This window comes from Paraburkholderia sp. 31.1 (assembly GCF_014397645.1).
Taxonomy (GTDB): Bacteria; Pseudomonadota; Gammaproteobacteria; order Burkholderiales; family Burkholderiaceae; genus Paraburkholderia; species Paraburkholderia tuberum.
The window spans coordinates 152,700-164,841 of sequence record NZ_VZQN01000003.1; the positions used below are offsets into that span (position 1 = coordinate 152,700).

The 12,142-nt window shown below is 63.2% G+C and carries 12 protein-coding genes; 9 read left to right on the forward strand and 3 right to left on the reverse strand.

Features of this window, described 5'->3' with window-relative positions; genetic code table 11:
* Nucleotides 1-62 precede the first annotated feature (62 nt).
* A complete protein-coding gene (locus F6X37_RS02965) occupies nucleotides 63-1,010 on the forward strand; it encodes a peptidoglycan DD-metalloendopeptidase family protein (RefSeq protein ID WP_187610253.1) in 948 nt (315 codons plus the stop codon).
* 250 nt (nucleotides 1,011-1,260) lie between these two features.
* On the opposite strand, the gene F6X37_RS02970 is transcribed toward F6X37_RS02965, so the two are convergent.
* Nucleotides 1,261-1,659 (reverse strand): hypothetical protein, encoded by a 399-nt coding sequence (locus F6X37_RS02970; protein ID WP_184034018.1) that lies wholly within the window; start codon nucleotides 1,657-1,659, stop codon nucleotides 1,261-1,263.
* Nucleotides 1,660-2,020: 361 nt separating this feature from the next.
* Here F6X37_RS02970 and F6X37_RS02975 point away from each other — a divergent pair, with 361 nt between their 5' ends.
* The 5 genes from F6X37_RS02975 to F6X37_RS02995 all read left to right on the forward strand — a co-directional run bounded on the left by F6X37_RS02975 (nucleotide 2,021) and on the right by F6X37_RS02995 (nucleotide 8,082).
* Nucleotides 2,021-2,476 (forward strand): (2Fe-2S)-binding protein, encoded by a 456-nt coding sequence (locus F6X37_RS02975; protein ID WP_018420878.1) that lies wholly within the window; start codon nucleotides 2,021-2,023, stop codon nucleotides 2,474-2,476.
* 1 nt (nucleotide 2,477) lies between these two features.
* A complete protein-coding gene (locus tag F6X37_RS02980) occupies nucleotides 2,478-4,730 on the forward strand; it encodes a xanthine dehydrogenase family protein molybdopterin-binding subunit (RefSeq protein ID WP_187610254.1) in 2,253 nt (750 codons plus the stop codon).
* 17 nt (nucleotides 4,731-4,747) lie between these two features.
* A complete protein-coding gene (locus tag F6X37_RS02985) occupies nucleotides 4,748-6,052 on the forward strand; it encodes a c-type cytochrome (RefSeq protein WP_187610255.1) in 1,305 nt (434 codons plus the stop codon).
* Between the two features lie 301 nt (nucleotides 6,053-6,353).
* Entirely contained in the window at nucleotides 6,354-7,664 is a 1,311-nt protein-coding gene (locus F6X37_RS02990) for an MFS transporter (protein ID WP_316251929.1), read from the forward strand.
* 103 nt (nucleotides 7,665-7,767) lie between these two features.
* Complete coding sequence (locus tag F6X37_RS02995) at nucleotides 7,768-8,082, forward strand: cytochrome C oxidase subunit IV family protein (protein ID WP_184069323.1); 315 nt, start codon at nucleotides 7,768-7,770, stop codon at nucleotides 8,080-8,082.
* Nucleotide 8,083: 1 nt separating this feature from the next.
* Here F6X37_RS02995 and F6X37_RS03000 read toward each other — a convergent pair whose 3' ends face one another.
* Both F6X37_RS03000 and F6X37_RS36605 read right to left on the reverse strand, forming a co-directional pair.
* Nucleotides 8,084-8,650 (reverse strand): hypothetical protein, encoded by a 567-nt coding sequence (locus F6X37_RS03000; RefSeq protein ID WP_184069325.1) that lies wholly within the window; start codon nucleotides 8,648-8,650, stop codon nucleotides 8,084-8,086.
* Between the two features lie 349 nt (nucleotides 8,651-8,999).
* Nucleotides 9,000-10,328: an integrase catalytic domain-containing protein gene (locus tag F6X37_RS36605; RefSeq protein ID WP_187610256.1), complete on the reverse strand. Its 1,329-nt coding sequence runs from the start codon at nucleotides 10,326-10,328 to the stop codon at nucleotides 9,000-9,002.
* Nucleotides 10,329-10,682: 354 nt separating this feature from the next.
* On the opposite strand from F6X37_RS36605, the gene F6X37_RS03010 reads away from it, so the two are divergent.
* The 3 genes from F6X37_RS03010 to F6X37_RS03020 are packed head-to-tail and all read left to right on the forward strand — an operon-like array spanning nucleotide 10,683 to nucleotide 12,137.
* Nucleotides 10,683-11,186 carry a DUF4123 domain-containing protein gene (locus F6X37_RS03010; RefSeq protein ID WP_187610257.1) on the forward strand — a complete coding sequence of 168 codons (504 nt, stop codon included), beginning with the start codon at nucleotides 10,683-10,685 and terminating at the stop codon, nucleotides 11,184-11,186.
* Nucleotides 11,173-11,517: a hypothetical protein gene (locus F6X37_RS03015; protein ID WP_187610258.1), complete on the forward strand. Its 345-nt coding sequence runs from the start codon at nucleotides 11,173-11,175 to the stop codon at nucleotides 11,515-11,517. Before F6X37_RS03010 ends, F6X37_RS03015 begins: the two co-directional genes overlap by 14 nt.
* On the forward strand, nucleotides 11,517-12,137 hold the full coding sequence (locus F6X37_RS03020) for a restriction endonuclease fold toxin 5 domain-containing protein (protein ID WP_187610259.1): 621 nt from the start codon (nucleotides 11,517-11,519) through the stop codon (nucleotides 12,135-12,137). Before F6X37_RS03015 ends, F6X37_RS03020 begins: the two co-directional genes overlap by 1 nt.
* The last annotated feature ends 5 nt before the right edge of the window (nucleotides 12,138-12,142 follow it).

Here is a 12,142-nt window from a genome sequence, read left to right on the forward strand (position 1 = left end):
GCACCTCGTCCGCGGCATCGGGCTATCCGGCTTGCGCATTCATAGAGCAGGAGTCGAACAGGATGAGAAAGCGTTTCGACAGAACGTTATTGGCAAGTCTCGCTGGCGCGTGGGTCGCGCTGGCCGTCAGCGGTTGTGCGAACGTCGGGCAGCCAAATGCGCAGAACGGTGCGGCAACCAGCGCCAACGCGGCGTCCGGCGTGCCGGCGGCGAATGCGACGGGAGCGGCGTCCGGCGACCCGGCGGCAGCCGCGCCGCTGTCGATCGACGCCAGCGATAACGCGCCGCTGAAAAAATCGCCGCCGCTCGTGTATCGGGTCAGGCGCGGCGACACGCTCGCGCGGGTTGCGCAGCATCATCACATCAGCGTCAAGCAGTTGCAGGCATGGAACGGATTGAAGGTGTCGGCGCGGCTGAAGCCGGGGCAGGTGCTGCACGTTGCGTCGCCGGAAACGGTGCGCGCGGTGCAGGCGGCCAATGCGGCGGCCGCCGCGAAGGCGGCGGCGCAATCCGCGGCGCAGCGTGCGTCACAAGCGACAGCGCAAACGTCGGCGCAAGCTTCGACACAGTCCGCCGCGCCGGCGCCGGATGCCACCGCAGTGCGCGAAGTCACGCAGGAAACCCGCCGGCACGCGAGCAGCGTGACGCTCGCATGGCCTGCCGCGGGCAGCGTCGTCGAAGCGTTCCAGCCCGGCGAAACACGCGGCATCGAAATCGGCGGCAACGCGGGCGATCCGGTGCGAGCCGCCGCCGACGGCAAGGTGATGTACGCGGGCACCGGACTGAACAGCTATGGCAGTCTGATCATCGTCCAGCACAACAAGGATTTTCTGACCGCGTATTCGCACAACCGCAAGCTGATGGTCAAGATGGGCGACATCGTCCGCAAGGGACAGCAGATCGCGGAGATGGGCGACGAGAACAACTCGCGTGTGTCGGTGGGGTTCGAAGTGCGGCGCGACGGCAAGCCGGTCGATCCGCTGCCTTATCTGCCGCAGGGGCGCGGCTGAGCTTCGACGTTCCCGGAAAAGCTCACCTTGAATTTATTCAGCTAAACCAGGTAATTTGATCGACCGCGCATTCCGGCGGTCGACGAATCGTTGCAAAAGTACCTTCACGTCAGAGCATTCCGCTCGATCTGCGCAAGAATACCGACGATCAAGCATGCGGCCTCGACCCGCAGCCGTTTATGAACGGTGAGGCAATGCAGGAGCCGGCAGGCAGCGCACGCGCCGCCGCCGTGCCTGGTGCGAATCGCCCTTACGTCGTTTGCCCTCCGCGCAGCAGCCGCGATACCTCACCGTGGTAATGCAGGATCGCGGGATCGGCCTGCAAGAGCGGCAGATAACGCGGCAGGAAGTGATTGTGCGGTTGATCGGGCGAGAACAGGCCGACCACGGCCTCGGCGGTCGCGAGACGGTCGCCGGCCTCGGCTTCCGCGTCGTCGAGAACTTCGTCGACGCTCGCGATCACCGTCGACAGCGGCGTCAGCCAACGAAACCCCGAGCCGTTGATCAGCACCTGCAGGAATGCCGCCGGCGTTACCGGGCCGAACTCCTTTTCGTACGCGGCGCGTTCGTGATCGAGAATCGCCTTGTGCAGCGCAAGCAATGGTCGGCGAATGTCCGTGAGGAATTGAGTGCATTGCGGGTCGTTCATCGGCGGCTCCAGCGGCTGAGGTGATTCGACGGAATCGTGCGTCGCAACACCACGCAGTGCGATGCAGCGGGTCGCGCGATCACGCTAACGGATCGATCCGTCGATGGTAACGCATCGCTCCAGCCGACACATGCGATCCACCGCGCACAGCATGCGATGTGCCGCCTGACACCGCCAAAGCGAACTTCTTTCGACACGACTACAATCGGCCGGTTTTCTTGCGACACCCGCTCGCTCACAGGCCGCATTTCATGGCTTATTAGCGCGACACGCCGAACAAAACCGGTGCATGTCGGCGGTCTGGTGCGGTGTCGCGATCTAAACCGCGTGACCACAACAACGTCCCCACCCGGAGCCGCTCATGACAACGCTCAATATCAACGGCGAAACCCATACCGTCGATGCCCCGCCCGACATGCCCCTCCTGTGGGTGCTGCGTGATCTCGTCGGGCTGACCGGCACCAAGTTCGGCTGCGGCATCGCGCAATGCGGCGCATGCACCGTGCATCTCGATGGCGTCGCGGTGCGTTCGTGCGTGTTCCCGGCGGCGGCGGTCGGCGACCGCAAGATCGTCACGATCGAAGCGCTCGGCGCCACGCCCACGGGCCAGAAAGTGCAGCAGGCCTGGCGTGAGCTCGACGTCGTGCAATGCGGCTACTGTCAGTCGGGGCAGGTGATGTCGGCGGCGTCGCTGCTCGCGCGCAATCCCAATCCGAGCGACGCCGACATCGACGCCGCGATGGCGGGCAACATCTGCCGCTGCGGAACCTATCACCGCGTGCGCGCGGCGATCAAGCACGCCGCGAAGGGGGCCTGACATGTCTCAGGGATTGCTCGATGCACAGAACGGCGCGCAGCCGGCTGACACCGACACGCGGCATGCACGCGGCATCTCGCGGCGCGGCTTCCTCAAATTCGGCGTGACGGTCGGCGCCGCGGCCGGCGGCGGTCTGCTGCTCGGCTTCAGCATGCCGGCCGCGAGCCAGGATCAGAAGGCGGGCAAGAGCGTGATCGGCGGCGATGCGAACGAGGCGCCGCAAAGCGGCGTGTTCGCGCCGAACGCGTTCATCCAGATCGACAACGCCGGCAAGGTCACGCTCGTGATACCGAAGGTCGAGATGGGTCAGGGCGTCTATACGTCGATTCCGATGCTGATCGCCGAGGAACTCGAAGTGCCGCTCGGCACGGTCACGCTCGATCACGCGCCGCCCAACGAAAAGCTCTTCATGGACCCGCTGCTCGGCGGGCAGTTGACCGGCGGCTCGACGTCGATCCGCTTCGCGTGGGAGCCGATGCGCCGCGCGGGCGCGACTGCGCGCGTGATGCTGATCAACGCGGCCGCGCAGCAGTGGCAGGTCGATCCGGCGAGTTGTCATGCGCAGGCCGGTCAGGTGATACACCCGGCCAGTAATCGCAGCGCGAGCTATGGTCAGCTCGCGCAGGCCGCCTCCGCGCTGCCCGCGCCACAGAACGTGCCGTTGAAAGACCCGAAGGACTTCAAGCTGATCGGCACGCCGGCGAAGCGTCTCGATTCGCCGGAGAAAGTCGACGGTACCGCGCAGTTCGGCCTCGACGTGCGCTTGCCCGAGATGGTTTACGCGGCGATCGCGAACTGTCCGGTGTTCGGCGGCACGCTCGCGAGCGTCGACGATACGCATGCGAAGACGATCCCCGGCGTGCGCGAGGTCATCAAGCTCGACAACGCGGTCGCGGTGATCGGCGCTCACACGTGGGCCGCGAAGCGCGGCCTGCAGGCGCTCGACATCAAGTGGAACGAAGGCGCGGGCGCGCAAGTATCGATGAAGCGCATCGTCGACGATCTCGCGGCGGCCTCGCAACATGGCGGCGCGGTGGCGCGCAAGGACGGCGACGTCGGCCGCGCGTTCGGCGATGCGAAGTCGCGCGTCGACGCGGTCTACCAGCAGCCGTTCCTCGCGCACGCGACGATGGAGCCGGTCAACGCCACGGTCCACGTGCGCGGCGACGCCTGCGAAATCTGGCTCGGCTCGCAGGTGCCGACGCGTGTCGTCGATGCGGCGGTCGCGGTCACGGGCTTGCCCGCCGACAAGATCATCGTGCACAACCATCTGATCGGCGGCGGCTTCGGACGGCGGCTCGAAACCGACATGGTCACGCAGGCCGTGAAGGTCGGCAAACAGGTGTCGACGCCGGTCAAGGTGCTGTGGACGCGCGAGGAGGACATCCAGCACGACATGTACCGGCCGTACTACTACGACACGATCTCGGCCGGGCTCGACGCGAACGGAAAGCCGATCGCGTGGCAGCATCGCATCGCCGGGTCGTCGATCATGGCGCGCTTCGCGCCGCCCGCGTTCAAGAACGGGCTCGACCCCGATGCGGTGGAGGTCGCCGCCGATCTGCCGTACGACCTGCCGAACCAGCTGGTCGACTACGTGCGCGTGGAACCGCACGCGGTGCCCACCGCGTTCTGGCGCGGCGTCGGGCCGACGCGCGGCACGTTCGTCGTCGAGAGTTTCATCGATGAACTCGCCGCGCACGCGAAGATCGATCCGGTGCAGTACCGGCGCGATCTGCTCGGCAAATCGCCGCGCGCGCTGAACGTACTCAACCTGGCCGCGCAAGCGGGCAACTGGGGCAGCGCGCTGCCCAAGGGGCAAGGGCGCGGCATCTCGGTGATGCACGCGTTCGGCAGCTTCTTCGCGATCGTCGTCGAGGTCGCGGTCGAGCAGGGCGAAGTGACGGTCAAGCGCGTCAACTGCGCGGTCGATTGCGGGATGTTCGTCAACCCGAACACGATCGAAGCGCAGGTGCAGGGCGGCATCATCTTCGGTATCACGGCGGCGCTTTATAGCGAGATCACGATCAAGGACGGTCGCGTCGAGCAGAACAACTTCACCGACTACCGGATGCTGCGCATCAACCAGACGCCGCCGATCGACGTGCATATCGTGAAGAGCGGCGAGGCGCCCGGCGGCATCGGCGAACCCGGCACCGCGGCGCTCGCGCCCGCGCTGACCAACGCGATCTATGCGGCCACCGGCACGCGGCTGCGGCAATTGCCGGTTGGCCGCCAACTGCACAACGCCTGACGCGAAAGGAGCCCGACATGAAAAAAATGCTGAAGGGTCTTGGCGCGGCGCTATGCGTCGCATTGCCGTTTATCGCCCAGGCGCATGCTGATGCCGCAACTGCGTCAGCCACCGGCGCAGCCGATCAAACGCTCGTGCAACGCGGCGCTTACCTCGCTCAACTCGGCGATTGCGCCGCTTGCCACACCGCGCCGAAAGGCAAGCCGTTCGCCGGCGGCCTGCCGATGAACACGCCGATGGGCCGCATCTACGTGACCAACATCACGCCCGACGCACGGACCGGCATCGGCGGCTACACCGAAGCCGACTTCGCGCGGGCGCTGCGTGAGGGCGTCGCGAAAGACGGCCACAACCTGTATCCGGCGATGCCGTATCCGTCCTACGCGAAGGTCGACGACGACGACGTGAAGGCGCTGTACGCGTTCTTCATGCACGGCGTCGCGCCAGTGCAGCAGGCGAATCGCGAGTCCGACATCAAGTGGCCGTTGAACATGCGCTGGCCGCTGATGTTCTGGAACATGGCGTTTCTCGAGAAGGGTGCGTATCGCGACAAGCCGGGCAAAGACGTCGCGTGGAATCGCGGCGCGTATCTGGTGCAAGGGCTCGGACATTGCGGGTCGTGTCACACGCCGCGCGGTGTTGCGTTCCAGGAAAGTGCGCTCGACGAAAGCGGCAGCGCATTCCTGAGCGGCGCGCTGCTCGACGGCTGGTTCGCGTCGAACCTCACGGGCGAGCACAACACCGGGCTCGGCCGCTGGAGCGACGAGGATCTGCGCACGTTCCTGAAGACCGGCGCGAATCGCCATGCATCGGCGTTCGGCGCGATGACGAGCGTGATCAACAACAGCACGCAAGCGATGAGCGATCAGGACGTCGCGGCAGTCTCGACGTATCTGAAGTCGCTGCCGCCGGTCGGCGGCACCGGCGCGGCGGCCTATACGTACGATCCGCAGGCGACGAAGGTGTCGCTCGATCGCCCCGCGAACGATGCCGGCGCACGCGTCTATACGGCGTATTGCATGCATTGCCACGGCGTCGACGGGCACGGCTTCGCGCCGATGCTCGCGCCTCTCGCCGGCAATCCGAACGTGCTCGCGAAGGACGCGTCGTCGCTGATCAACGTCACGTTGAACGGCACCGGCGATCTCGTGATCGACGGCGTGCCGTCGCCGTTTCCGATGCCCGGCTTCGCCGCGGTGCTCGACGATCAGCAGATCGCCGATGTGCTGAGCTTCGTGCGGGCTGGCTGGAACAACGGCGCGCCGGCGGTCGGTGCGGCGGAGGTGGCGAAGTTGCGGCAGTCGACGCAGGCGGGGCGTTGATCGGTCGCTAAGTGCGGCGCAGAAGCGCGCTTGCCGACCTCGCGCCGTTTCAGGTTGTGGGCCAACCGACGGCAGCTATCATAGTGGGGCGGCCACACCGCGCCTTCGTCGATGGACTCGCCGTCGGCCAATGCCGACATTTGCACCACGACCGATACAGGCGCATTGGTCCTATGGGAGTCCCCGTCGTGTTCGAACGGCTCTCGGAATTGGCCACGACCTTCGTCCGCCGTGCGGCGTCGAAGTCTCTGCGCGAAGCTCATGGACTTCCGACATGACCCTACCCAGGCAAGCCCGAAACGTGTCGGTCACACCGTCGGCTTCTCGCCTGTCGACGCTCAGTCACATACAGATCGCGTCGCTGTGGTTTGCGCTCTTTACCCAATGGATGACGGTCGTTCCGGTGCTCGTGCCGGCACAGGTCGCCGATATGCTCGGACGCGATGCCGCGTTGAAGGAAGGCGTGGCCGGCTCCGTCATTGCGTCCGGCGCATTCATTGCGATGATCGTGGCGCCACTGGCCGGCGCTCTTTCGGATCGCTGCTCTGCAAAACATGGACGCCGGCGACCGTTTCTCGTCACCGGCGTGCTCGGCATTGCGGTTGCACTGGTATGGCTTGCTTCATTCAACGGCGGGGGCAGCGTGGGGATGTATACCCTCGCGTTCCTGCATCTCCAGTTCTGGTGGAACTGGGCGGCGGGGCCGTACGCCGGGCTGGTGCCCGATGTCGTGCCAAAACAGGAAACCAACCGCGCGAGCGCGTGGCTCAACGTGATGACCGTGCTCGGCACGATCACTGGCAACGTGGTGCTCGTTGTCCTCTATTCGCCGGGCCACCTGTATCCTACGGTTGCCGCGTTCATTGCGATCATGTTGCTCTGCCTTTGGCTGACGATTCGCGGCTCGCGCGAGCCGACACCTGTCAGATCCCGACAACGGTTCGAGCTCGTCACGTTCATGCGCTCGTTCTATCTCGATCCACGTCTGCACCGAAACTTTTACTGGGTGCTGGTAACCCGTCTGTTCGGCAACATGGGAATCTGGTCGATCTTCGCCTTCATGTTGTACTACCTGCAGGACGTGATCGGCATTCGTCATCCGACCAGTCTCCTGAATGGGCTGCTTGGCGTCGGCGTGGTGCTAGCGATCCCGGCCAGCCTGCTGGGCGCACGGCTCGCCGACCGGCACGGCGTCGTTCCCGTCGTCCGCCTGACCAGCTGGATCATGGCCGGAGCCGCGATTGGCTTTGTCCTGCTGGCGTTGCATCCAAACCTGTTGCTGGTGATCGCGGTCGGGCTGGTTTTCTGCGCCGCTTACGGAACCTATCAAGCCGTCGATTGGGCACTCGCGTTGCAAGTGTTGCCAGACGATGCGTCCAGCGGCAAGGACATGGGCATCTGGCAAGTGTCGATGGTGCTACCGCAGATCCTCGGCCCTGCCGCCACCGGGTGGATGCTGTCATGGGTCAAGGCGTTTGCCGGTGCCGGACCCGCCTATGTCGTCGCGTTCGTCGTCGCAGCGGGGTGGTTCGTGCTCGCGGCGTGGTTCGTCTCGCGCATCAGGATCGCTTCCCGGCAGGACGTATCCACCGGGGTCAGCAGGCGATCATGAGATGGCGCTCGCTCGCGCATGGCGGTCTGATCCCGGAGATGCTCCGACTTGAACTTCAGAAAACCAAATGTCGGCAGCGAATCGGCAGTTTCGCGTCGAGCCGTTGCATGCATTGCGTCTGGGCGCGTGGAATAGCGCGATCAACCTGTTTATCGCAGTGGCAAAGGGGTTGCTGGTGGCGATCTACTTCATGGATTTGCGCCGTGCCTCGCCGATGCTGCGCATCGCGGAGGTCACCGCATTGCTGGCATTGGGCCTGCTTTTCGGCTTGAACGGTACCGATTATTCGACGCGAACCATTCACGTCTCGCCTTGGCAGGCGCCGGCCGGGCCGCAAGATGCTGGGGCGGCCGGGGCATCGGGTCGTCAGCTTTCTGGTGCTGCGGTCGGCGCTCCGTGCGACGCGGGCCGATGCTGAATCAGCCGGCCGATCGGTAATGGCGCGCTCGTTCGGCTAGGCGCGCCTTCAATGCCGACGTTTGTCGGGAAATTTCCATTGCGGCCGAGTGTGCGCGGTCGAGGCACGGCGTCGTGTGATCGACTCTTTTTTCATGAGCCGTTAGGTACAGGACATTCTTGAAGTTTCCCCAGAACAAGTTCATTTCGCCGTGGAGCATTTCAACGTCGTCGTACAGAGACGGCTCGTAAAGCCCACAGATCATTCGCAGTTCATCGGTTTCCTTGCGGATAGACAGGTAGCGCTGATCATATTCATATTCGCCCATTTCAGCGCGCCAGTTGATATCTATGCTGTCTTGTGAGAACTCTCGACCTATGGCGGTCAACTGCCGATGCACTGTAGCCAGTCGCTCAAGGGCAAGAGCTTTCTCTTTCTCGCGCAACTCGCCATTCCGTTTCAATGTCTCCTGCTCGATCTGAAAGCGATGATTGCTCCGCTGCGTCTGCATCTGGATAACGGCGGTGAGAGCGCCGCCGAGCAAGGCGGCCGAACCAGCAACGATTGACGAAAGGATCGCGGTATCCATATTGAGTGAAAGAAATATTGAAAAGTGAACTGGCGGATATGGACGCATCATGGACAAAGTACTAATCGGCGTCAATCAATAACGGCACAGGCGGCTCGATGCAATCATTTTAGTCCTGTGCCAGCAAGAATGTGCCTGAAACCTTCAGAATTAGAGCTTTCCAATACCGAAATGAGCCTGGAGAGCGGGAACGGGAAGCGGATATTCCTGATAGTTGATCGTTGATTGAAGCCATCAGTTTAAAGGCATGGGTCGATTGAATGTTGATCGATGTGGCGTGCGTGTTGCGCAGGGGAAGCGGTGGAGGGCGTAGCCCGTAGCCGCTTCCCCTGCGCGGCCAATATAGGGACTAGGCTGCGCTTTCACGCGCGTAGCTCCAGACATCGCCGTATCGGGCGCGCACTTCGACGGCAATGGGGTCCATCAGCGCCTCACGGGCTTCGCGGACCTGGCGTGCGGCTTCGATGTCGGTTTGGCTGCGGGCCTGCTGTTGCAGGCTGTCGACGGTAATGCCTTCGCGCAGGAAGCTGCCCGCGTCTGGCAGCGTGAGCAGTTTGTCCAGTGGAGTCATCACATCCTTGTGCCGGTGAACCCGGCGTGTGCGGCCCTTCTTGCGCGGATCGGGCACCTCGGTGCCGAACAGGCACGGCCGATGCAGATTCAGAAACGGATTCAGATGTCCGGAACAGAAGGCATTGAACTGTTCGGCGTAACTGGCCGGAACATGCGAGTAACCGAACTGGCGGCGCACGACATTGCCGTTCTTTGATTCCGCCAGGGCGTTGTCGTTGCAGTGGCGCGGGCGGGACCGGGTGAACTCGATGCGTTCCTTTTCGAGCATGTCGGCCACCTCGTAGTTGATGTACTCGGTGCCGCCGTCGCTGTGAAACCCCAGGATCTGGAACGGGAACTGGTCAATCATGTCGCGCAGTACGGGCAGCATGTGTTCGCGCGCTAACGTCTGCACGCTGGCGACCACCTCCCACTGGGTGACGCAGTCCACCGCGTTGATGTGGTACAGCCCCCGATCGCTGCGAAAGTTGCCCTGATGCACGCTGTCGATGCGGATGAAGCCGGGGCGGTTCTCCGGCGTGGGCGCACGCCGCATGGCAATGGCGGCGCCTTTGGGATCGCTGCGTGTCTTCGTGCGCACGGTATGGCGGGCCCGGTACGAGGCGGACCGCCTTAGGTTGTACAGGTGCGATGAGGACAACTGCTGCAGCCGGACAAAACGCTCGTCATCATAGAGCTGATACATGCGTCGCAGCACGGCTACCGTGGCCGGTCCTGATAGCCGGCCGTACTCGCGTTCGACCTCGGCCAGCGCGTCCAGGTCAGCTTCCGTATAGCGTCGCGCAAAGGCGTTGGGCGGGGCCTTACGTTTGGGGCTGACCAGGTTGCTGCCGTCGAGCCAGCGCAGCACGAGCCTGGTGAGATGGGCGCGGCTGAATCCGCCAAAGCGGCGCAGATAGCGCAATAGCAGCCCGCGATCGCCCCGCTTCAGGTGACCGTAGCGAAAGCGTTTGAGGACCGACGCAATCCACTCGCAGCGGGCACCTGCATCGGTAGCCGGAGCGAATACCAAGGCTTGAGTTCCGTCGAGTACAGCGCGCACCTGTTCCAGGGTTCGTATCTGGGTTTCGTTCAAGTGAATGACCATCCGCAGATGATCAACCATCCGGCACGCCCGCCACCCATTGGCAGGCTTTCCGTCCGTCCTCGCCGGGCTCGGGCTCAAATGCCGTTGGAAACGCGGCGGCCTGACACCGATTTATCGCTGCCCAGGCTCACGAGCCAGTGGACAGCGCTCGTTCGATAGGCTTCGGTCGTATTCAAACGGCTACGACATGGCCGAGGCCCTCGGTTACGCGTGGGCATGCGATTGTCGCGGACGCTCCCCTGATTCCGCGCAGAAAAAAGGCCCGTTATCGATCCACCGCGCAACGCCCCGGTCGGCGCTTCCGCAGTCGTCTATCTGTCTCGAATGCATGATCCACGCTGCCGGGCAAGGCGCGATGACCCTGGAACGCTGATGATTCCCACCTCTGTCAATGAGCAGCTTCGCCAGTATGGGGAACGGCACTTTAGTGGCCACGTGCTGGCGCTAGTGGATGGCATCCAGTACCAGCAGCATACCGGCCAGCAACTCACGCCCGAAAACGATAGGACGGTTTCGCTGTTCGCGGGCACGAACGACATGGCACTCGCACACGCGGGGCCGTGGCTGTTTGATCCGAAGACGACCCCCGACCATCTTGCGAACCTGCGCGAACTCGAACAGGCCCGCCCTGGCGTGATCTGGCTGATCACCTCAGAGAGCCTGGAGAGGCAGGCCGCAAAGCTGCGCCCGCACCTGAATACCCGAATACCGGACGGACGATCCGCTCTGCTGCGCTTCTGGGACCCCAGGGTGTTGCATGCGCTCAATGCGGTATGCCACGGCAAGAGCGAGCGCGATCTTTTCAGGGCTGCCGAAGCTTGGCACTACCTCAACGAAGGACGACGGTTCACCATCAACGACAATGGAATTTACTGAAGGACAATGGGCGCTTCTGAAAGACTACGAAGACCGTAACTATGTGGACTTTATCCGTGGTCATATCGTGCGCGACTATCCCGCGCTGGCCAATGATCCGACCTTGCGCGACCGGCTTAATGCGGCCTTCGCGCAAACAAAGGTACTCCGCTTTACGCGTGACGTGCCGATAGTCGATTTCCTGTATGCGGAAGCAACCACGCCGGGGTTTTACTGGATTCCGGCGGTCATAGCATGGCTGCACAAATCAGGCGTTCCGGCTGAACAGCGATTCGAAATGCTGCTACAGGCGACGGGTAAAAGACAACAGGAAATGAAGGAGAAACGCTGATGGGTATTCCATTCCCGGCGACGCTCGCACGCGCAGCAAACGCAATGGCGCAGGCAATGCCAATACCTATTCCGGTCCCCACCACCGCACCGTCTGCTGGTCCTGCGGGCAGCAGCGGAACTGGCGCGGGTGCAGACGGCGGATGGGGCGAACTACCGCGTGACCGGAGCCGCGAGCGCGAAAGGCCATGCAAGTGCCCACCAGAGAAGGGCGATGAAATCACGCGCAGGTACGGTATGAGTCCGAAGTCCCGGCGTTATCAAGCCCGTATCACCGGAAAAGCATATGGGATCGACACTGACGCCAAAGGCCGCGAGACTCGCGGTGGTTGGAATCAGGAGTGGGCGTGGCTTGGAACTGATTTCGATGGCTTTGTGACGGCACAGTGCCTATTGCAAGAGGCAAAGGATGACTACGATCAGTTCCTAGATGAAGACGATGAACCGGTCTTTTGGTTTGCGGGATTCAAAAGTATGGCCGATACCATCGCAGAGCAGGCGAAGAAAGTGAATGCCAACCCTCCATCGAGATTGATGTGGTATTTTGGGACACCTAAAGCAAGGGAATACATAATGCCAACGCTGCTGAAAAACGGCGTCCCTTCTGTCTACCAACCTTGAGATCG